Origin of the sequence: Chryseobacterium sp. GM_Chr_2, assembly GCF_026540445.1 — a bacterium.
In the GTDB taxonomy this organism is placed as follows: domain Bacteria; phylum Bacteroidota; class Bacteroidia; order Flavobacteriales; family Weeksellaceae; genus Chryseobacterium.
Genome location: NZ_JALNUD010000003.1, coordinates 50,235 through 72,094, shown reverse-complemented (window position 1 = coordinate 72,094; position 21,860 = coordinate 50,235). Strand labels below are relative to the sequence as shown.

Annotated in this window: 17 protein-coding genes; 8 read left to right on the top strand and 9 right to left on the bottom strand. The window is 35.0% G+C overall.

Annotation, left to right across the window (positions count from 1 at the left end; all coding sequences use genetic code 11):
- The first annotated feature begins 144 nt into the window (after positions 1–144).
- The 4 genes from OXQ85_RS05865 to OXQ85_RS05850 all read left to right on the top strand — a co-directional run bounded on the left by OXQ85_RS05865 (position 145) and on the right by OXQ85_RS05850 (position 6,222).
- Positions 145–1,401, top strand: coding sequence for a TolC family protein (locus OXQ85_RS05865; protein ID WP_267402889.1), 1,257 nt, complete (start codon positions 145–147; stop codon positions 1,399–1,401).
- A gap of 5 nt (positions 1,402–1,406) precedes the next feature.
- Entirely contained in the window at positions 1,407–2,453 is a 1,047-nt protein-coding gene (locus OXQ85_RS05860) for an HlyD family secretion protein (protein ID WP_267402888.1), read from the top strand.
- Positions 2,454–2,971: 518 nt separating this feature from the next.
- Positions 2,972–4,534, top strand: coding sequence for a hypothetical protein (locus OXQ85_RS05855; RefSeq protein WP_267402887.1), 1,563 nt, complete (start codon positions 2,972–2,974; stop codon positions 4,532–4,534).
- A 308-nt stretch (positions 4,535–4,842) separates the two neighbouring features.
- Entirely contained in the window at positions 4,843–6,222 is a 1,380-nt protein-coding gene (locus tag OXQ85_RS05850; protein WP_267403247.1) for an aldehyde dehydrogenase, read from the top strand.
- Between the two features lie 39 nt (positions 6,223–6,261).
- Here OXQ85_RS05850 and OXQ85_RS05845 read toward each other — a convergent pair whose 3' ends face one another.
- Positions 6,262–6,831 carry a thioredoxin family protein gene (locus tag OXQ85_RS05845; RefSeq protein ID WP_267402886.1) on the bottom strand — a complete coding sequence of 190 codons (570 nt, stop codon included), beginning with the start codon at positions 6,829–6,831 and terminating at the stop codon, positions 6,262–6,264.
- Positions 6,832–6,910: 79 nt separating this feature from the next.
- Here OXQ85_RS05845 and OXQ85_RS05840 point away from each other — a divergent pair, with 79 nt between their 5' ends.
- From OXQ85_RS05840 to OXQ85_RS05830, 3 genes are read left to right on the top strand one after another with little or no spacing between them, the layout of a single operon-like run.
- The gene (locus OXQ85_RS05840) at positions 6,911–7,795 is read left to right on the top strand and encodes a lysophospholipid acyltransferase family protein (RefSeq protein ID WP_267402885.1); all 885 of its coding nucleotides are present in this window, start codon (positions 6,911–6,913) and stop codon (positions 7,793–7,795) included.
- A gap of 6 nt (positions 7,796–7,801) precedes the next feature.
- Entirely contained in the window at positions 7,802–8,785 is a 984-nt protein-coding gene (locus OXQ85_RS05835) for a glycosyltransferase family 2 protein (protein WP_267402884.1), read from the top strand.
- A gap of 50 nt (positions 8,786–8,835) precedes the next feature.
- Complete coding sequence (locus OXQ85_RS05830) at positions 8,836–9,390, top strand: 3'-5' exonuclease (RefSeq protein WP_267402883.1); 555 nt, start codon at positions 8,836–8,838, stop codon at positions 9,388–9,390.
- Positions 9,391–9,444: 54 nt separating this feature from the next.
- Here the strand turns inward: OXQ85_RS05830 and apaG are convergent, their stop codons facing one another.
- The 8 genes from apaG to glgB form a co-directional block, all read right to left on the bottom strand.
- Complete coding sequence (gene apaG / locus OXQ85_RS05825) at positions 9,445–9,834, bottom strand: Co2+/Mg2+ efflux protein ApaG (RefSeq protein WP_267402882.1); 390 nt, start codon at positions 9,832–9,834, stop codon at positions 9,445–9,447.
- An 82-nt stretch (positions 9,835–9,916) separates the two neighbouring features.
- The gene (gene odhB / locus OXQ85_RS05820; RefSeq protein WP_267402881.1) at positions 9,917–11,164 is read right to left on the bottom strand and encodes a 2-oxoglutarate dehydrogenase complex dihydrolipoyllysine-residue succinyltransferase; all 1,248 of its coding nucleotides are present in this window, start codon (positions 11,162–11,164) and stop codon (positions 9,917–9,919) included.
- 38 nt (positions 11,165–11,202) lie between these two features.
- Positions 11,203–14,013, bottom strand: a complete 2,811-nt coding sequence (locus tag OXQ85_RS05815) for a 2-oxoglutarate dehydrogenase E1 component (RefSeq protein WP_267402880.1) — start codon at positions 14,011–14,013, stop codon at positions 11,203–11,205.
- A 124-nt stretch (positions 14,014–14,137) separates the two neighbouring features.
- A complete protein-coding gene (locus tag OXQ85_RS05810; RefSeq protein ID WP_267402879.1) occupies positions 14,138–15,178 on the bottom strand; it encodes an SRPBCC domain-containing protein in 1,041 nt (346 codons plus the stop codon).
- 157 nt (positions 15,179–15,335) lie between these two features.
- On the bottom strand, positions 15,336–16,604 hold the full coding sequence (locus OXQ85_RS05805) for a glucose-1-phosphate adenylyltransferase (RefSeq protein WP_267402878.1): 1,269 nt from the start codon (positions 16,602–16,604) through the stop codon (positions 15,336–15,338).
- 14 nt (positions 16,605–16,618) lie between these two features.
- Positions 16,619–17,089 carry a hypothetical protein gene (locus tag OXQ85_RS05800; RefSeq protein WP_267402877.1) on the bottom strand — a complete coding sequence of 157 codons (471 nt, stop codon included), beginning with the start codon at positions 17,087–17,089 and terminating at the stop codon, positions 16,619–16,621.
- Between the two features lie 70 nt (positions 17,090–17,159).
- Positions 17,160–18,566 (bottom strand): glycogen/starch synthase, encoded by a 1,407-nt coding sequence (locus OXQ85_RS05795; protein ID WP_267402876.1) that lies wholly within the window; start codon positions 18,564–18,566, stop codon positions 17,160–17,162.
- A gap of 9 nt (positions 18,567–18,575) precedes the next feature.
- Positions 18,576–20,522, bottom strand: coding sequence for a 1,4-alpha-glucan branching protein GlgB (gene glgB, locus OXQ85_RS05790; protein ID WP_267402875.1), 1,947 nt, complete (start codon positions 20,520–20,522; stop codon positions 18,576–18,578).
- 216 nt (positions 20,523–20,738) lie between these two features.
- Between glgB and OXQ85_RS05785 the strand changes: the two genes are divergently transcribed.
- On the top strand, positions 20,739–21,860 hold the full coding sequence (locus OXQ85_RS05785) for an alpha/beta hydrolase-fold protein (protein WP_267402874.1): 1,122 nt from the start codon (positions 20,739–20,741) through the stop codon (positions 21,858–21,860).

Sequence of the window (21,860 nt, the reverse complement as noted above, 5' to 3'; positions counted from 1 at the left end):
TCTATAACACCGCGTAACTTTGCACTATCAAAATCAATTTAGCAAAAAACCTTTAATTTAATTATGAATATGATATTTAACGCATGCAAATATCAGTGCATAGCGTTGTGCTTATTATTGATAAGCTTTAATTTACAATCACAAGTGATAGATCTTCAGCATCTCGCCTTACAAGAGGCTATAGAGATCGGCCTAAAGAATAATAAAAATATTAAAATAAGCCATTTAAAAAACGAAATGTCCGAAACCAAAGAGAAAGATCTTAAAATGGAAAAACTTCCGGACATTGAATTTCATACCAGCTACAATCAGGTTACTAATCTTTTCCAGCATGAAGACGGCGTTTTTTCAAAAGCGACAAAGTACAACATCATCAACGGGATGTATGATTTCACCCTATCAGCTTCAATTCCTGTCTATATGGGTGGGAAAATAAAAAATACGGAGAAAAAAGCAGCCATTGACACTGAAATTTCTTCATTAAAAACACATTTAGACGAAAGACAGCTGAAAATGGAAATCATTACCGCTTTCCTTCAGATTCATCATTTAAAAGAACAACAAAGTTTAATTAATGATAAAATGAAAGAAGATTCGGTCAACATTAAACAGGTAAAATCACTGAAAGCAAACGGTGTGGTAACCGTAAATGAAGTGTTGAGAACATCTTTACAGCTTTCCAATCATAAAATGAGCTGGACAGAGCTGGATAATGACATTCAAATCGCAGAACACAAACTGAAAACCATTCTTTCTCTTCCGGAAACTCAGGAAATGCACGTGGATACGGAAGATTTAATTTCAGAAAATGCAGAAATTCCTTATATAGACGAATTAACAGAAACCGCCTTGCATAAAAACGAATCGGTTGAAATGGCAAACAAAAACCTTTCGTTAAAAGAATTAGATCAGAAAATTACAAAAGCGAATTATTTACCGAAAATTACCGCAGGTGGTGAATATTTTTTAAAATATCCAAACATGATGTTCTTCCCTCCCGAACCTTATGCTTACCGTTTGGGAATGTTAGGCGTGAATCTTACCTATCCTATCGAAAATTTGTATAAAAATAAATACAAAATGCAGGAATCAAAGGAAAATATTAACCTAGCCAAACTTCAGATCGAAGAAAATGAGGAAAATATTAGACACAATGTTTACGAAGCTTACAAAAAGTTTGAAGAAACCGATCAAAAGGTAAAAATTTCAGAAGAAGCGATTACCCAAGCGAAAGAAAACTATAGAATTGTAAGAACAAAATACGCTAACAAATTAAGCTTAATCACCGAACTGATCGATGCCGATAATGCTTATTTAGAAGCTCAATCTAATCTTATTTCCGTAAAAATCAACAGACAACTTAAATATTATCAACTCCAATACACGATTGGAAACTTATAAAAACTATGGCACAGAAGCAATTAACACGAAAAGAAAAAAGAATTAACAAAACGATTACTTTACTGGCGTGGATCCTTATTATCAGCGGAATTACAGGGATGGTAAGCTTTTATCTTTTTTCCCGAAAAAATGTAACCACCAACGACGCACAGATCGAACAATATATTACGCCTGTTTCAAGTAAAGTTTCAGGTTTCATTAAAATCATTAAGTTTAACGAAAATCAGTTTGTTCACAAAGGCGATACTTTGATTGTAATAGACAACCGCGAATTTGTGAATCAGGTAAAAATGGCCGAAGCAAATCTTCATGCCAATTCAGAAAATATCAGCACTATTGAAAGCGGTGTAAATACAAAAGCAAGCGATACAAAGATTATTGATGCTAAAATTGCTTCAGCAAAGATTGATATCTGGAGAACCGAACAGGATTTTAAGAGATACAGAAACCTGGTCGACGAAGATGCTGCCACCGAACAACAATTTGAAAATGTAAAAGCATCTTATGAACAGGCAAAAGCCAATCTTTTAGCTTTGGAACAACAAAAAAATGCAGTGAGAGCAAGTGTGAACGAACAGGAAACGAAAGTTGCCCCTGTAAAAAGTCAGATTCAGCAAAGTTCTGCAAGCCTGAATAATGCTAAACTTTTTCTTTCTTATACGGTGGTTACCGCGCCTTACGATGGTTGGGTTGGTAAGAAAACCATTCAGGAAGGTCAGTTGATCAAGGAAGGTCAGGCTTTGGTGCAGATCGTGAGCAAAGAAAAATGGATTATTGCGAATTATAAAGAAACGCAATTGGGACAAATCGACCAAAGTAAAGAAGTTATCATTACCGCCGACGCTTATCCAGACGTGGAATTTAAAGGAAAAATACTTTCGGTTTCTCCGGCTTCAGGTTCACAGTTTTCATTGGTAAAACCTGATAATGCAACAGGAAATTTTGTAAAAATCGAGCAGAGATTTCCAGTGAAAATTCTTCTTGATAAAAACCAAAACAACGAAAAACTACTTTCCGGGATGAATGTTCTGGTGAGTGCGAAGAAGATATAGAGTTTGAGAGTCGGAGGTTTTTAGAGTAATCTTCAACCCAAGAATTTTCAAATTTTCAAATTAAATTATTTTTTTAGCGAAAAGTCAAAATAGCAAATTGCGAATCTGCAAAATTTTTTCTTCTGCATTTTTGCCATTTACCTTTTACTTTTTTTACACCTTGCCTTTTTGTCTTTTCGCTTTTTATTATAATGATTCAGTTTAAACTTTTAAGAAACTATTTCCAGCAAGTTTGTCATTCCGTAGGAATCTAAACATTGTATTTGAATTCTATCGGAAAGATTCAAGCCGAGATTTATGTAGAATGACAAGCTCTTTTTAATGATAAATATTGGTAGAAACGACCACAACCCTAGCCCCGATTGAAACGGCATCCTTTTTTGTTGCGGGCGCAGCGAAGCGGAGCCCGTAATAAAAAAGATACAGTGGAAAGCGGGAAAAAGCTCCTAAAAAATTTAAACAGATTTAATACAAAATACCATTGGCAATCATCATAGATTCGCTTTTTAAAGAAAATCATGCAACATAATACAGTTTATCATAAATGGGTACCACAATGGCTGAAACTGCCGCTTCTTATTTTGGCGCTTTTTCCCCACTTGATGTTGTTGTCGCTTTTGCATTCCAATAGCGCCTTCACATCTTCTTTTATGGATGTAGATTCAGACGATATCCAATACTTAATGATTTTGATGTACGGGACATTTGTGGTTACCCTTTTAGTTATACAGCGGTTTATGGCGTATTTCAGCGTTAAATATTATACGCTGCTCATGTCTTCCGTTTCCATTCTTATTCTCTACGGACTTTCGGTTACCAGTGATTATCATATTATTTTGGTGATCCGCTTTCTGGAAGGGGTTTTCGGAGTGATGGAAGGCGCCATTTTCCTTCCGCTGATTGTCGCCGAGCTGAAAACAAGGCATGCCAAAGAGATCGCCTACACTTTTATGTACACGATTATTCTAACTGGTGGGACTTTAACGACCTCTCTGATGAAATCGAGCATTGAAGATTATGACTTTAAGCACATGATTTTAATGATGGTTTATTTTCATGTATTTGTTTTAATTATTGCTTTTGCGATCTTCAATAAAAACAGATTTTTCCCTAAAAAACCACTCTATCAGCTGGATATTACAAGCTGGTTTTTGCTTTGGGGATGTCTTCAGGCAGGCGGTTATGCTTTAATTTACGGGAAAAGACTGATGTGGTTTGAATCTGACATTATCATTTTCTGCTTCCTGATTTTTCTGCTTTTCGGAGGCTTATTTATGTTAAAACAGAGAAATCAGCCTCGCCCGTTCTTTCATTTTGAAGTTTTCAGTTCAAAAAATCTGATTGCCGGAGTGATTCTGTTTTTTATTTTTTATATTCTGAGAGCCTCTATTAATAATGTATATACAGTGATGGCAACGGTCTGGAAATGGCCGTGGGATTATATCGTAGAAATCCAGTACTGGAATGTTGCGGGAAGTCTTTTAGGAGTTTTCCTTTCTGCTTTATGTATTACAAAAGGAGCATCTTCGCGGTTGGTTTTCTTTACCGGATTTATGATTCTTGCGATTGATTGTGCCTGGTTTACCTACACTTTTTATCCCGACACTACTTTGCAAACAATTTGTCCGCCACTGTTTCTTCAGGGCGTCGGACAAGGACTGCTTTTCACCCCTTTGGTTTTCTTTTTAATCGCAGGAATGCCGGAACAATACGTCTCCAACGCAACGGCAGTCGGAACAGCAACAAGATTCTGGACAACCGCCATTGGATATGCTTTGATGCAGAATTTAATGTTATTTTTAACGTTGAAACATTCGGATACAATAAGTTCAAATTTTACAGATACCAATCCAGTTTTTTATTCACAATGGAATCAGGTTTTCGGAAGTCAGATTGCTAAACTTCCGATCAATGAATCGATATCGATGACGGCTGGAGCTTTTAAAGCTAAAATCAATGCACAGGCTATTTTGCTTTCTAATATGGAGATTTTCACAGGATTATTCTGGTTAGCGTTAATTACGGCATTGGTGATCTTACTTTATAATCCGGTGAAAATTGCGGTGAGAAATATTATGTAAGAGCGTGTTTAAATTTTATTTGTATTGCCTTTATTACTTTTAATAAGGATTTTATCTAAAACTTATTTCTTACGCAAAGTTTTAATATACAGCAAGGTATATTCTAGTGAGCAAAGAAGAATCAACAAGTTGATTTGATGAAGCTGTATTTTCAAGCTTCGCGAAGCAAATTCATTTGCCTTTGCTATCTAAAAATATGCAGAGAGACATACAATCTTTGCGTTAAAAAAAAGATCATGATAATCTAAAATAAATACTGAACCAAGATTTTAAACAGGCTCTAAGTTTTAGGCAGAAAATTTGCTATAATTCCTGAAATTTGGTTTATGGAAATTCAGGAAATTGTATCAAAACAAAAAGATTTTTTTAAAACACAGCAAACGAAAAATATCCGGTTCAGAAAAATGTATCTTGAAAAACTTCGGGATGTGATTTTACAAAACGAAAATCTTTTATATGAAGCTATTTATAAAGATTTTGGGAAGTCAAAATTTGATACCTTCCCCACTGAAATTTCCTTTATTTTAAATGACATCAACTATTATTTGAAAAATTTAAAGTCACTTTCAAAACCTAAAAAAGTACGAACTAATCTGGTAAACCAAATTGGAAAAAGCAGAATTCATTCCGAACCTTTAGGAAATATCTTGGTGATCGGAGCATGGAATTATCCTTATCAATTATCGCTTTCGCCTATTATTGCAGCATTAGCAGCCGGAAATTGCTGTATTCTAAAACCAAGTGAAATTGCAGAAAATACAATGAAAACAATGGTGAAAATCATCAGTGAAAATTTCCCACCTGAATATTTATATGCTTATGAAGGCGGAATTGATGAAACCACAGAATTATTAAAACTTAAATTTGACAAAATATTTTTCACCGGAAGTACAAAGGTCGGGAAAATCGTTTACGAAGCTGCTGCTAAAAATTTAACTCCAGTTACTTTAGAATTAGGTGGAAAATCTCCGGCAATTATTACCAAAGAAGCAAACCTTGAAGTCGCTGCCAAAAGAATTGTCTGGGGAAAATTTTTAAATGCCGGACAAACCTGTGTTGCTCCTGATTATTTATTAGTTGAAGAATCCGTTAAGGAGCAGTTTTTGGAAATGCTGAGAAAATATATTCAGGAATTTAAATATGAACCGAATTCAGAGCATTACACAAGAATTATCAATCAAAGGAATTTTGAAAGGCTTACTAAGCTCATTAATAAAGATAAAATTTACTTCGGAGGAAATTTTGATAGAGAAAAATTATTCATCGAACCCACCATTTTAATGAATATTAATTGGGAAGATGATGTGATGCAGGAAGAGATTTTCGGACCTATTTTGCCCGTTATTTCCTTCAATAATTTTAATACTATTTTAAATGAAATTTTAGAATTGGAAAAACCTCTAGCCGCTTATTTATTCACCAATAACTCTGAAGAAAAAGAAAATTTCAAGCAGAAAATTTCTTTTGGTGGAGGTTGTATCAATGATGTCATGATGCATTTAGGAAATGAAAATCTTCCGTTTGGAGGTGTTGGAAGTTCAGGAATTGGAAATTACCACGGTAAATTCGGTTTTGAAACCTTTTCACATCAAAAAGCGATTCTTGATAGAGCAACTTGGGGCGAACCCAATATTAAATATCCTCCCTATTCTGAGAAAAAATTAAGCTGGATTAAAAGATTTCTTTAGCTAAAAAAATATCCGTTTGACATGTCAAACGGATATTTTTTAAAGAATTTTTCCATTCTGTAAAAACTCCTTTACTTTTTCTTTACTATATCCTTTCCCTTCTTCTAAAATTTCACTTTGTTGAACATGAATCTTCTTTCCATTTTTATCCAATATAATAAAGAAAGGATAAAATTGTTGTTCTTTCACATTGATATATTGAGCAAAAGTCTTTTCATTTTTATTGTCCGGAGAATAATTTAAATGATAATATAGATAATTTTTATCTACAATTTCTTTTAATTCTGGTGTAGACTGAACAAAATTATTAAATCTCAAGCACCAAATACACCAGTTTCCACCTGCTTGAATTAAAATTTTCTTATTTTCTTTTTGAGCCTGCACAACAAGCTTTTTAATATCTGCCTGTGCATCTGCTTTCGGATCATAAGGTTTTGGTAATTTCGCCTTCTCTTCTGCAGATTTTTTCTTTGCTTCTAATTCTGCTGCATCCGATTTTACCAATAATGCTTTATCCGCAGAATTTTTGCTTTCTGCAGGTTTATTTGTAGTCTGAGCCCAAGCCATTGTGCTTAGAGCCAAAACAGCTACCAACGACAATTTTTTCATAACATAAAAGTAAAAAAATAATACTTATTACAAGCAAAAATAGAACCATAATTTTATTATCACTAAATTTGCATGTTTTATGAATTTCCTAATCAAAATACTATACCTAATCTCTAAGCTCCCGCTAAAAGTATTATATATTTTTTCGGATATAATGTTCTTTTTGAATTATTACTTAGTAGGTTACAGAAAAAATGTAATCACTCAAAATTTAAAAAATTCCTTTCCTGAAAAATCAGAACAAGAACTTGAAGAAATTAAGAAAAAATTCTATCGCAATTTCTCTGATTATTTAGTGGAAACCGTGAAGTCTTTTAGCATTTCTGAAACGGAATCGAGGGTAAGAATGCAACATATTAACCAAGAAGTTTTTCACGAAGCAAAAGCTGAAGGTAAAAATATTATTATGCTTGCCGGCCATGTTTTCAACTGGGAGTGGATCAATGCTTTTGCAAAAATTATCCCTCAGGATCATTGTCATCCCGTTTACAGAAAAGTAAACAGTGATTTTTGGGAAAATCAGATGAAGAAGGTGCGAAACAAATTCGGAAATGAAGCATTGGAAGCGAATGAAGTCATCCGAAATATTTTGAGAAACAAAAACAACGGGAGTTCTGCCTATATGTTTGTGGCAGACCAAACTCCACATTCAGCGAGTGTAACCTATGGTTTGGAGTTTCTTAATCAAAGAACCCCAGTTTTTTTAGGATATGATAAATTGGCGACCAGACTTGACCTTGTTTTCATCTATTGTGAAATGAAAAAGGTGAAGCGTGGATTTTATCAGGTAAACTATCACAGAATTTATCCTGACGGTGAAAAATTCGTGGAACATGAAGTGGTGAAAAAATTTCATAAATTATTGGAAAACACTTTACACAAGCGTCCTGATAATTATCTTTGGTCACACCGAAAATGGAAATATCAGGATTCTATAAAACAATATGACTCTGAAAAAATTTAGCTGTAAATGTCAAAAAAAATTGCCGTTGCCATATTAAACTGGAATGGAAAAAGCTGGCTTGAAAAGTTTATACCAAGCGTTATTCGCTACTCTGAAAATGCTGATATTTATGTGATTGATAATCTTTCAACAGATGATTCAGTTGATTTTTTACAATCAAATTTTCCCAGTGTAAAAATTATTAAAAACGATAAAAATTATGGTTTTGCAGGAGGTTATAATGAAGGTTTAAAACATATTGAAGCTGAATATTATTGTTTACTCAATTCCGATGTCGAAGTTACCGAAAACTGGATTGAACCTGTTTTAAATTTATTTGAAAAAGATTCATCGATTTCTGCTATTCAGCCTAAAATTTTATCATTCAACAATAAAAATTATTTTGAATTTGCCGGAGCTGCTGGTGGATTAATCGATAATCTGGGTTATCCATATTGTCGAGGACGAGTTTTTGATGATGTAGAAGAAGATAAAGGTCAATACGATGATGAAACAGAAATTTTCTGGGCTTCGGGATGTTGTTTTTTTATCCGTTCTAAAGATTTTTGGGAACAGAAAGGTTTTGACGAAAGATTTTTTGCCCATCAGGAAGAAATTGATCTTTGCTGGAGATTAGTCAATTCCGGAAAGAAAATTTTTTATACCGGAAAATCAAAAGTATATCACGTTGGCGGAGGAACTTTAAATAAACAAAGTGCTCAGAAAACGTATTTAAACATCAGAAATAATCTTTCCATGATGTTGAAAAATTTACCTTTTCCGAAACTCATTTGGTTGATATTTTTCAGATTATGGTTGGATGGAGTTGCTTCTATTTATTTTGCTTTCAAAAACGGATTTTCTCATCTTTGGGCAGTGGCAAGAGCACATTTCGCATTTTATGGTCAGGCTTCCGGAACTTGGAAACGTAGACAAAAGCATCAGAAAGAAGACTTTTATCAAACAAAATGGTTGATATTCAAGCATTTTTTGGGACGAAAAATAAAATAGGATTTAGAAATTAGCTTTGAATTTTAAACATTAAACTTTAAATAATTTAAATGGATTTTTGTGCAATAGATTTTGAAACAGCGACTCACGACAGAAGTTCTGCGTGTGAAATTGGCGTTTGTATTGTACAGGATTCAAAGATTGTGGAAACTAAAACATGGCTGATAAAACCGCCTAGTTTTCCTTATTTTAATCCATTTAATATTCAAGTTCATGGCATTCGTCCGGAAGATGTAAAAGATGCTCCAACATTCGACGAAGTTTGGTATGAAGTTCAGGAAATGATGTACGGAACATTGATGATTGCCCATAATGCAGGTTTTGATGCGGGAGTATTGCGTGGTTGCTTACAGCATTATGGTATGTTTACACCAAACATAAATTATTTGTGTAGCATTCAATTAGCAAAAAAATCTTGGAATTATTTGCCTAAATATGGCCTAAAACAATTGGCAGATTATCATCAAATAAAATTTAACCATCACAGAGCGGGTGATGATGCTGAAGTGTGTGCAAAAATATCTCTTTTAGCCTTTGAAAAGCTGTTTCTCACAAGCAATGAAGAGGTTTCTGAATATATGAAACTGAAGATTAAAAAGCTCTAGTTTCTTGATCAATACGACACTTGCCTCTTTTTACTTTTAACTTTTTTCTTTAAATCAATTACTTAAAACCTCAGATAACAAATTAAATTTCGGAATATCTATTTCAAAATTTTCTTGTGTTTCCATGTTTTTAACCAGATATTTTCCGCTCATATTCCCTACTCCGGAACGAAGCATTACATTCGAAAAATAAGTAAAATTTTCGCCAGATTGTATCTCAGGAGTTAATCCTATTACGCCATCTCCTATAATCTCTGTATACCCAAAACCTACATCAAAAATAAGCCATTTTCTTTTCAAAACTTTGATAGGAAAACCACCCTCATTTTCGATCGTAATATTGTATTTGAAAACATAACGGTTTTCAGATGGGTAACTATTCTTGCTATCATATTCAGGAATTACTGAAACTTTGATATTTGAAGTTATTTTTTGAAACATCATCTTAAGTATTTTCTAAATATATACAAAAATCTCGCCTTTTTTAAGGCGAGATTGTAAAGATATATTATAATTTTATTAAAACTTATAATCCAAGGCCTTTTCTTTCGTCCCCACCCAATAGGATTTCAACAGGATTGTCGATACCTTCTTTTACTGCAACAAGGAATCCTACAGATTCTTTACCGTCGATAATTCTGTGGTCATAAGACATCGCAACATACATCATTGGACGAATTACAACTTGCCCATCAACAGCAACCGGTCTCTGGATAATGTTGTGCATCCCCAAGATTGCAGATTGAGGAGGGTTAATGATCGGCGTAGAAAGCATAGATCCGAAAGTACCACCGTTAGTAATTGTGAAAGTACCACCAGTCATTTCATCAACTGTGATTTTTCCGTCTCTTACTTTGATCGCAAGATCTTTGATATTTCCTTCAACGTTAGCAAAAGACATGTTTTCTGCATTTCTCAATACAGGAACCATTAATCCTTTAGGACCAGAAACTGCAATTGAAATATCGCAGAAATCATAGTTTACTTTGAAATCTCCGTCGATAGATGCATTTACATCCGGATACATCTGTAATGCTCTTGTAACCGCTTTTGTGAAGAAAGACATGAAACCAAGTCCTACTCCGTGCTTTTGACCGAATTCTTCTTTATATTGTTTTCTTAGTCTAAAGATCTCAGACATGTCAACTTCGTTGAAAGTCGTTAACATTGCTGTTTCATTCTTTACAGAAACTAATCTCTGAGCGATTTTTCTTCTAAGAACTGAAAGTTTAGTTGTTGTTGTAGATCTTGAACCTGTAGCCGTCATTGGGCTTCCTCCTAATGCAGGAACAGCTGCCAATTCAGCATCAGATTTAGAGATTCTTCCGTCTCTTCCGGAACCTGAAACCTGAGAAGCATCGATACCTTTTTCGTCAAGAATTTTCTTAGCCGCAGGAGATGGAGCTCCCGTTGCATACGTTTGAGGTGCAGCAGCAGGTTTCGGAGCTTCTTGCTTAGCCGGTTCAGCTGCTTTAGGAGCCTCCTCTTGTTTTGGAGCTTCAGCAGCAGGAGCAGCGCTACCCGCAGGTTTAGCAGCATCCATATCGATTAAACAAACCACTTGTCCTACTTGTACCACGTCACCTTCTTCAGCTTTCAAAGTAATAACACCACTTTGCTCAGCAGGCAATTCAAGAGTAGCTTTGTCTGAATCTACTTCAGCGATGGGTTGATCTTTTTCTACATAATCACCATCTTTCACAAGCCAAGTTGCAATTTCAACTTCTGTAATTGATTCGCCCGGTGAAGGAACTTTCATTTCTAAAACTGACATATCGTATTTTTTATTTTTTTATTGATTATTATTTTTAATTAAGCTGTTACAGGTCTTTTTACAGGAGCATCATCTCTGTCGAAAACTCTGTTGATCACTGCATTCTGGTTTTTCTCAAACATTTTGTGGCTTCCTGGAGCCGGAGCACCGCTTGGTACCGGAGAAATCACCTGAATTCCCGTTTCTCTGAAGTTTCTCAAGATATAAGACCAAGCGCCCATATTTTCAGGTTCTTCCTGAGCCCATACCAATTCTTTTCTGTTTGAATATTTTTCGAAGATCGCGTCGATTGCATCAACTTGAAGCGGATACAACTGTTCGAATCTTACCAATGCAATATTTTCAGCATTTAATTCTTCTTTCTTAGCCAATAATTCGAAGTATAATTTACCTGAACAAAGCACTAATTTTTCAACTTTTTTAGGATCAGCAGTTGGATCGTCTAAGATTGGCTGGAATCCTTTGTTTGAGAAATCTTCAAGCGGAGAAACCACTCTTGGATGTCTTAACAATGATTTAGGACTCATCACGATTAACGGTTTTCTGAATGACCATTTCAATTGTCTTCTCAACAAGTGGAAATAGTTTGCAGGCGAAGTAATGTTCGCAACCACCATATTTTCGTTAGCACAAAGTGTTAAGAATCTTTCCAATCTTGCTGAAGAGTGTTCTGCACCCTGACCTTCCGAACCATGAGGCAATAACATGACCAAACCGTCCTGAATTTTCCATTTTTCTTCTGCAGCAGCCAAATATTGATCAACGATAATCTGAGCACCATTTACGAAATCTCCAAACTGAGCCTCCCAAATCGTTAATGTATTAGGAGATGCCATTGCATAACCATAATCGAAACCAAGAACTCCGTACTCCGAAAGGTGAGAGTTGAAAACATCAAATCTGCTTTCAGAAACTTCTCTTAATGGTACATATTCTTCTTCCGTATCTTCAGTTTTTACCACCGCATGTCTGTGAGAGAAAGTACCTCTTTCTACATCTTCACCGGAAATTCTTACATTATGACCTTCCACCAAAAGTGTAGCATACGCCAACCACTCACCAAGAGCCCAATCTAAATTGTTACCCTCGATCGCTTTAATTCTGTTTTCGAAAAGTCTTGTAATTTTATTTAAGAACTTTTTATCAGCAGGAAGTGTTGACATTTTAAGAGCCAATTCTTTCAGCTTAGCCAAGTCGTAAGTTGTGTCTACAGGCTGCTGAACGGCACCTCTCTTTCCAATTGGATAGTTCGTCCAATCTTCCGCCATGAAAACGTCCATTACGTTTTTCTCAATTTCTTTAGAAGCATCAAAATCTTTATCTAAAAGACCTTTGAAATCTGCCTCCATTTTAGCGATTACGTCGTTTGAAGTAATGCTGTCCTTAAGCAATTTATCTTTATAAATCTCTCTTGGGTTCGGATGCTTAGAAATTAATTTATATAAATTAGGCTGAGTAAATCTTGGTTCATCACCTTCGTTATGACCATATTTTCTATATCCTAATAAATCGATGTAAACATCTTTTCCGAATTTAGCTCTGAAATCAGCAGCAAAGTGAATCGCATGAACTACCGCTTCTGCATCGTCAGCATTTACGTGCATTACAGGAGATTCTGTAACTTTTGCAATGTCTGTACAGTACGTAGAAGACCTTGCATCCATATAGTTCGTTGTAAACGAAACCTGGTTGTTAACCACAATATGAACTGTACCTCCCGTTCTGTAACCCTCTAAAGTCATCATCTGAGCCACTTCGTAAGCAATACCTTGTCCAGCAATTGCACCGTCACCGTGAATGATGATTGGCAAAACTTTAGCATAATCTTTATACTTATCATCTACTTTTGCACGGCAAATTCCTTCTACAAGAGCAGCTACCGTTTCAAGGTGAGATGGATTCGGAGTCAAATTGATAGAAACCTCTTCTCCTGAAGCTGTTTTAATTTTTTTAGATGAGCCTAAGTGATATTTAACATCACCAGAGAATACATCTTCTTCAAATTCTTTTCCTTCAAACTCCGAGAAAATCTGCTTATAAGATTTACCGAAAATGTTGGTCAACACGTTCAATCTACCTCTGTGAGCCATCCCCAAAACCACTTCGTCTACTCCCAATTGAGAAGATCTTGAGATCAACTGATCTAAAGCCGGAATTAAAGTTTCACCACCTTCCAGTGAGAATCTTTTTTGTCCTACGAATTTTGTGTGAAGATAATTTTCAAAAGCAACAGCCTGATTTAATTTTAATAAAATCTCTGTTTTTTCGTTTGCTGAAAGATTCGGATGGTTTTCGTTTACCTGTAACCATCTTTTGATAAAATCTTTCTCTTCAACATTGTTGATGTGCATGTATTCAACCCCGATAGAATCACAGTAAATAGTTTCTAAACGAGTTACGATTTCTTTTAAAGTAGCAGGCTCTTTGAACCCGATTTCTACAGCACCGTTGAATTTTGTATTTAAATCTGAACTGCTAAGACCGAAATTTTCAATGTCTAAAGTAGGCGTATAATGTCTTCTTTCTCTTACAGGGTTTGTTTTGGTAAACAAATGCCCTCTTGTCCTGTACGCTTCAATAAGGTTGACTACCTTAAATTCTTTCTTAATGTGCTCAGAAACCTCACCGTTTGCTGCTGCCTGAGTTGCTTGCTGCACAGGAGCTGAAGTGGCTGGTACCTGGATATATTGGATGTTTTCGTCGTCACCATAAGTCTCCAAGGCAAAATCGAAGCCTTGAAAGAAGGCTTTCCATGATGGTTCTAAAGAGTCTGGGTATTTTAAGTACTGTTGGTATAAATCCTCAATTAACTGAGAATGAGCTGCGTTTAGGAATGAAAATCTGTCCATTATTACAGTTTATCTGTTATTAAAATTTGTTTGTCGAATTAATCCTCAAATTTAATAAAAAAAACCGAGTTAAAACAGCCTTTAAAGTATTAAAAAAACTATAAAATAAATATCTCTGAAAAATTTACTTAAATACTGATAATGAGAGCTTCATATTGACCTCCTGCCCCTCCATTGGGCGTTCTACAAAAGTCTGATATATATCACCAAAACGCATCTCGTCTTTTTTGGCTTTCTGAATTAATTGTTGTATAGCTTTCACTCTCCCTTCATAAGTTCCTTTGTAATACATCACGTAATTCTCTGTCGCATTTATCGTTCTGAAACTAAAGTTATTATCTGTAATCCCGAATTTTTTAGACAAAGGAATAGCCATAAAATAAGACACTTCTTTATCTTTATAATTATCAGCATCTGTAATCATCATCGGATAACCGAATTCATCATCTTTTTTGCCAAGATCCATCGTTACGTAATTATAAACTTTATTATAATTCATCACAACATTCCTATATAAAGCATCTTTTTTATTAGATGTACTTACGTTGATTCCTAATAATAGTTGCGAATCTTCTTTTTCCACCATTAGGCTGTCGTATTTTATCGCAGCCATTTTGTTATCCTTTTCTACTTTGTTGCCTAAAACGTTTTTCAGATTCGTCATGCTTTTATCAATATTTTCAGCAAAACGGTCTTCAGTCCAAAAATTTTCAACTCTTCGGAAAACGGATAATTTCGGCGTACTTACATACCATATAATCTGTGTTTTTTCGGGAGCAACAGGTTTAAATTTAACATCAACCAAAGTCGGATTTTCATTTTCATCTTCAAAAAGCTGATATCTTAAAGTTTTATTCATATTTTGATATCTGATGAACATTTCACCATCAGTATCATTTTTCTTATCAACATAGCTCATAGAGCTTCCCTGACCTTCGTATGGCGTATAATAATCGATGTCGATAGTCGGTGAGCTTGTAAAGAAATTGTTCCAACGGGTAAACTGCTGTAAATTATTGAACTGCGAAAAAACCTTATCCACGGGATAATCGATCTCTTTTACAATTTTAAAATTCTTGCTTTCATCCACGAAATAATACATAGAAGCTGCATAAGCTCCCGCTAGTAAAATAACAAATACCGCTATGACTTTGAAAAAACGCATATCGCAAAAGTAATACAAATAAAAAAAGTGACCAATATCTTGATCACTCTTGTTTCTTTATTTTGGATGGAAGCTGGAGGAATGGATGATGGAAGTTAATATATGAAATTTAAATAGTTCATCTTTTTCAACATCAAAACTTCCTGCTTACCTACTTCTATCCTATATGAGTTCCCGGAGGTAAAACGGCGCCTTTTTTCACGACAACAATTCCGTCCTGAACGGAGTGTGTTCCGAAATCACCGTCTTTAAGATGTTTCCCACCGATAATTCTTACATTATCTCCAATGTAGCAGTTTTTATCCAAAATTGCTTTTTCAATATAGCAGTATTTCCCTATTCCCATGTTGGGTTTACCGCTTCTGTCATTCATGACAATTTCAGTGGTATTTTGATAGAAATCTGCACCCATTACATACGAATTCACAATGGTACTTCCTTTATCAATTCTGGTTCTGTTTCCTATCACTGAATTTTCAATTTTATCAGCCATAATGATACATCCGTCTCCAAAAACAGCTTTGCTTACGTAAGAGCCGTTAATTTTCGATGGTGGAAGCATTCTCGCTCTCGTGTAAATTGGCGATGACGAAAACAGATTAAACTGAGGAAAATCCTGACAAAGATCTAAGTTAGCCTCGTAAAAAGATTCGATGGTTCCGATGTCCGTCCAATATCCTTCATATTGATAGCTCAACGTGGTATATTTTCCGATGGAATTTGGAATGATATCTTTCCCGAAATCATCTCCTGCCCCTTCATCAAACATTTTTTTAAGAATGCTTTTCGTGAAAATATAAATTCCCATCGAAGCTAAATATTCTTTTCCCGCATGTTTATTTTCTTCGGAAACTTCAGATTTTAAACCATCCAACAGGTCATTGGTTGGTTTTTCAACGAAAGAAGTAATATTTCCTTCATCGTCTGAGCTTAAAATTCCGAAACCTGTGGCATCTTTGGCATTTACCGGAATTGTGGCAATCGTTACATCACCTCCTTTTTCGATATGGAAATCCAGCATTTCCTTAAAATCCATCTGATAAAGCTGATCGCCGGAAAGAATCAAGATATACTCATAATCATACTTTTCTAAATGTTTCATTGACTGGCGAACCGCATCGGCAGTTCCCTGATACCAACTTTCGTTTTCTACATTTTGTTCTGCTGCTAAAATATCAACAAAACCTTTGCTGAAAATATCAAAATGATAAGAGTTTTTAATATGAGAATTCAAAGAAGCAGAATTAAACTGAGTCAACACCAAAATTTTATTCAATCCAGAGTTTAAACAATTTGAAATAGGAATATCTACCAATCTGTATTTCCCCGCGATGGGTACAGCCGGCTTTGATCTTGTGTACGTTAACGGGAAAAGTCTTGTTCCTCTTCCTCCCCCTAAAACAATGGAAATTACATTGTGATTCATAAATTATCTGCGTTTTATTTTATTAAGTTTACTGTTCTATCCTTGGTGTTCACGTTTACTGAAAAACATTCTTTATTTTCAGCTTTTAAATTTTGATTATAAACTACAACTTTATACAAATTATCTCCCAACTCTTTTACCTCTTTGTCTACGTCGTAAATTTCTATATAATATTTCTTTAGTTCGTCTCTGAATAATTTATTGGTTATTAAAACATCCATAACATCTACTTTCTTCATCATAAAGCCATCAATGTCTTTGTCGTATTTTTGTCTCCAGTTTTGACCATATTTTTTCTCGATTGCAGCAAAAGTTTTTTGATTTTGAGTTTTAATACTGTCCATCAGTTTTTCAGTTACCACACATCCTGCCACGGAAACATGTTTTATTTTCCATTTATCTGCTATTCCATCTTCTGCTTCTACAACATCAAAATTAGGTAGGCCAAAACTTAAAATTCGATAATAGCCATCTTCATGTATCATAGTTTCTTCCTTTTTCTTACAAGAAAACATCATTATCAACAGAAATAAAAAAGACAGCTTTTTCAATATTTTAGTTTTTATATAAAGCTATGTATTTCTCTGCGGATTTCTCCCATGAAAAATCAAAATTCATATTAGAATGGATTAAATTCTCCGTCACCTCCTTTTCATTATAAATACTTAAAGCCCTGTTTATCGCGTGAATAATATCATCTACTCCCGGAAATGTAAAATTAATTCCCGCTCCGCCTGTTGAAATATCTTCTACGGTATCTCTCAAACCGCCTGTATATCTCACAATAGGAATTGTTCCGTATCGCATAGAATACATTTGATTCAGACCGCAAGGTTCAACCCTTGAAGGCATTAGTAAAAAATCCGCCGAAGCATATATTTTATGTGAAAGATGTTCTTTATATCCTAAATCCAACGCAAAATTGCTGTAGACATAATCATATTCTTTCAGTTTATTTTCAATATAAGAATTTCCTGAGCCCAAAATCATGATATTTAAAGCACCATAACTTTGTTTAATACTTCTCCAGACTACATCCGGAAGGAAATCTGCTCCTTTTTCTGTCGCAAACCTTCCGATAAAAGCAAACAAAGGAAGTTCTGGTTTTAAACCATATTCTTTACAAAGCTTTTCTTTATTCTTCTTCTTTTGAGCGATGGCATTTTTACTATTAAAATTAAAATCAAGCATTGGATCGGTTTCAGGATTCCAAACATCAGAATCGATTCCGTTGATAATTCCGTAAGCTTTACCAAACTCATCGCGAACCAAGCTTTCCAACCCTCTGAAACTCACAAAAAGTTCTTCAAGATACCCTTGAGAAACCGTTGTAAAAGCCGTCGCGCATTTAATCATACTTGCCAAAGGATTAATAAAACCATTCCAGTCCATCAATCCCCATTTATAAGAATCAAAAGAAGGCATATAGTTTGCCATTTCCCAACTCATCATTCCCTGATATTCACCGTTGTGAATTGTTCCGATAGTCTTTACACCTCTCAAAAACGAAAATTCATCACAATTCTCGATCATAAAAGGAACCAAGCCCGTATGATAATCGTGGCAATGCAGAATATTGGGACGAATTTCCATCGCACTCAGCCAATGCAAAACGCCATGCTGAAAGGCCAAAAACTGAAAACTTTCATCCTGATAACCGTAAGGATTATCTCTATCTAAAAGTCCGGGAATTTTCACCATAAAAAGTTCAAATCCCAAAACATCGGTTTTCTCTTTCAAAACCTGAACCTGAAGCATATTCGGCCCTTGGTGAATGAAACCATCAAAAACTATGTCAAACTCATGTTCGTGAACAAAACTTTTGTTGTACCAAGGCATAACTACTTTCGCATCAACACCTTTTATTTTGTTCTGATACTTCGGTAAAGCGCCGACTACATCTGCCAAACCTCCTACTTTCGCTATCGGATAACACTCCGTACTGAGATGATAAACTACCATTTTTACTTTTTATCTTTTGTGTTGTTTGAATCTATTTTGTTTGTACTTTTTGTCTTTTCTTTTCAGTACAATTCCTGCAAGCGGAGGCAATTTTATACTGATTGATTTCTGATGCCTCATATAATCTTCAAACTGCTCGCTGAAAATTTCAGGCTGAACTCCGCTTCCTGCATATCTTTCATCATCAGAATTAAAAATAATCTCCCAATGACTGCCTGCATTCACTCCTATTTTATAATCGATCACTCTTGGCGTAAGATTTAAAACAACCATAAAAACATCTTCTTTCTTCTTCCCTTTTCTAAGATACACATAAATCGAATTTTCAAGATCGTCTGCTTCTACCCATTCAAAACCATCTTTGTTGAATTGATTTTCGTAAAAAGCAGATTCATAACGATAGAGATGATTTAAATCTTTCACTAAAGTCTGCAAACCTTTATGAACAGGATACTGCAATAAATGCCAATCCAGACTTTGTTTAAAATTCCATTCGCCTGTTTGCCCGAATTCATCACCCATGAACAGCAATTTTGCCCCCGGATGAGTAAACATATAGACATACAAAGCACGAAGATTTGCAAATTTCTGCCATTCGTCACCCGGCATTTTATAAATTAAACTCGCTTTTCCATGCACCACTTCATCGTGTGACAAAGGCATCATATAATTTTCATTATACATATACATAGAAGCAAATGTGAGCTTATGATGAAAAAACTTTCTGTTGAGGGGATCTTCTTTAAAATAATCCAACGTGTCATGCATCCAGCCCATCATCCATTTCATACCAAATCCCACGCCACCGTCGTGCACAGGCTTCGTTAACATAGGAAAATCTGAACTTTCTTCCGCAATCGTTATGATATTATCCCCAAATTCTTTATAAACCGCTGTATTAAAATCCTGTAAAAAAGCTTTGGCTTCCAGATTTACATTTTCTCCATAAATATTTGGTTCCCACTCGCCTTCATTTCTTGAATAATCGAGGTGCAACATGGAAGTTACGGCATCTACACGCAATCCATCGGCATGATACCTTTCCAGCCAAAACATGGCGTTTGAAATCAAGAAAGATTTCACTTCATTTCTTCCGTAATTGAAAATATAAGACTTCCAATCGGGATGAAAACCTTTTCTGGGATCTTCATGCTCATATAAATAAGAACCGTCGAAACGATGTAAACCATTTGCGTCACCCGGAAAATGCGACGGAACCCAATCGAGAATAACGCCAATTTCATTTCTGTGAAGCTCATCAATCAGAAACATTAAATCCTGTGGCGATCCAAAACGTGAATTTGCCGCAAAAAAACCTGTGATCTGATAACCCCAACTCGGATCATACGGGTATTCCATCAAAGGCATAAATTCTACGTGCGTAAAACCCATCTCTTTTATATAAGGAACCAGTTTTTTTGCCACATCCCGATAATTCAAAAAACGGTCGGGATCATTTTCATACCTTACCCACGAGCCCAAATGCATTTCGTACACAGAAATCGGAGCATTTAAGCTATTCTTTTTCCAACGGTTCTCAAGCCATTCTTTATCGTTCCATTCATACCAATTGGTAGAAACCATCGACGCTGCCTGAATATTTTGTTCCCAGCTTAAAGCATAAGGATCACTTTTCTCCAAAATTTCTCCCCGGGGAGTTTCAATGGCATATTTATATAAAGTTCCCCACGTTAAACCGGCAATAAATCCTTCCCAAATTCCGGATTCATCCCAGCGCGGAAATAAAATATGGTCTTTATGATTCCAATTATTGAAGTTACCTATAACTGAAACTTTTTTCGCATTTGGAGCCCAAACCGAAAAATAAACACCTTTTACCCCATCTTTCTCTGCAGAATGTGCACCGAATTTCTCATACAGCTTATAATGTTTACCTTCTTTAAAAAGATAAATATCCTGATCTGTAAAAAGTGTATACGTTTTAACCGAATTCATCACGGTTTTAATTTAATTTATTATTTTCTTTGAAACTACGAAAAAATATTAACAAGAACTGTTAACTATTGTTGAATAATTATAATGCAAATCTCTTTCCATCGCTTGTTCTATCAAATATAGGATATTTTTTATTCCCCTTTTTATGATTTTAAAATTAATGATATAAAAGATTTTTTATAAATTTATCAGTTAGAAAATTAATAAAAACACACGATGAGGTTTGAACTTTATACCGAGGAAAGTGACGAGAGAACAATCTACATCACAGGAAATTTCAATAGTTGGAATCCGAAAGACAGGAGATTTCAGCTTACACAAACAGATCCCAACCATTATTTTATAGAACTTGAAGATCAGATTCTATCAGAAATTATTGAATATAAATTCACAAAAGGCGGCTGGGAAAATGTGGAACTTGATAAATACGGAAATATTACCCCCAACAAAAAAGCAGCAAAATCACTGGGAATAACTTCTGATATTGTTGAGAAATGGAGGTTTAACTGGGGACCTTTTAAAGATGAATATTTTCCGATCGCTGAAATTATTTCGGAGGAATTTTACATTCCTCAGTTGGAACGTTATCGTAAAGTTTGGGCTCTTTTGCCTTATGATTATTATGTTTCCAATAAAAACTACCCTGTTTTGTACCTTCAGGACGCTCAAAATTTATTCAACGAAGGAAGTGGCTATGGAAATTGGGAAATCGACAAAAAACTGTCCATTCTTTCCGAATATGGTCGTGGCGACGTAATTATCATCGCGATCGAACACGGTAGCGAAGAACGAATTAAGGAATATATATTTGATAATGACAACGTTGCAAATGGTTCTGAAGGCAAAAAATACATTCGCTTTATCACAGACACGTTGAAACCTTACGTAGATCAGAATTATCGCACAAAAAGGGATAGGGATAACACAGGAATTGGCGGAAGTTCATTAGGTGCATTAATCAGCATTTATAGTGGATTTTTGTATCCTGAAGTCTATTCCAAACTCTTAATTTTTTCGCCTTCACTTTGGGTGGAGCCTAATAATAATTTCCCGATGATGAATTTCAGAGTTCCATTCAAAACAAAAATTTATCTTTACGGAGGCGGTCAGGAAGGCTCGAAAATGGTAAAGAGAATTCATATTTTCGAAGAATATTTGAAACGTTGGGAAAAGAAAAATTTATTCGATTTTGAATTTAAAACCAATATCAATCCGGAAGGTACACACAGCGAATTTTACTGGTCTCAGGAATTTCCAAGAGCCATCGAATGGCTGTATTATAACAACACAGAAAATCCTGTAGAAGTAAAACCCCATCAACAAAGCATTAAAAATTAA

Bases quoted from the DNA above. Each gene is read 5' to 3' on its own strand.
- OXQ85_RS05860 (WP_267402888.1), top strand. From the start codon at position 1,407: ATGGCACAGAAGCAATTAACACGAAAAGAAAAAAGAATTAACAAAACG.
- OXQ85_RS05855 (WP_267402887.1), top strand. From the start codon at position 2,972: ATGCAACATAATACAGTTTATCATAAATGGGTACCACAATGGCTGAAA.
- OXQ85_RS05845 (WP_267402886.1), bottom strand. From the start codon at position 6,831: ATGAAAAAATTGTCGTTGGTAGCTGTTTTGGCTCTAAGCACAATGGCT.
- OXQ85_RS05840 (WP_267402885.1), top strand. From the start codon at position 6,911: ATGAATTTCCTAATCAAAATACTATACCTAATCTCTAAGCTCCCGCTA.
- OXQ85_RS05835 (WP_267402884.1), top strand. From the start codon at position 7,802: ATGTCAAAAAAAATTGCCGTTGCCATATTAAACTGGAATGGAAAAAGC.
- OXQ85_RS05830 (WP_267402883.1), top strand. From the start codon at position 8,836: ATGGATTTTTGTGCAATAGATTTTGAAACAGCGACTCACGACAGAAGT.
- apaG (WP_267402882.1), bottom strand. From the start codon at position 9,834: ATGATGTTTCAAAAAATAACTTCAAATATCAAAGTTTCAGTAATTCCT.
- odhB (WP_267402881.1), bottom strand. From the start codon at position 11,164: ATGTCAGTTTTAGAAATGAAAGTTCCTTCACCGGGCGAATCAATTACA.
- OXQ85_RS05815 (WP_267402880.1), bottom strand. From the start codon at position 14,013: ATGGACAGATTTTCATTCCTAAACGCAGCTCATTCTCAGTTAATTGAG.
- OXQ85_RS05810 (WP_267402879.1), bottom strand. From the start codon at position 15,178: ATGCGTTTTTTCAAAGTCATAGCGGTATTTGTTATTTTACTAGCGGGA.
- OXQ85_RS05805 (WP_267402878.1), bottom strand. From the start codon at position 16,604: ATGAATCACAATGTAATTTCCATTGTTTTAGGGGGAGGAAGAGGAACA.
- OXQ85_RS05800 (WP_267402877.1), bottom strand. From the start codon at position 17,089: ATGATACATGAAGATGGCTATTATCGAATTTTAAGTTTTGGCCTACCT.
- OXQ85_RS05795 (WP_267402876.1), bottom strand. From the start codon at position 18,566: ATGGTAGTTTATCATCTCAGTACGGAGTGTTATCCGATAGCGAAAGTA.
- glgB (WP_267402875.1), bottom strand. From the start codon at position 20,522: ATGAATTCGGTTAAAACGTATACACTTTTTACAGATCAGGATATTTAT.
- OXQ85_RS05785 (WP_267402874.1), top strand. From the start codon at position 20,739: ATGAGGTTTGAACTTTATACCGAGGAAAGTGACGAGAGAACAATCTAC.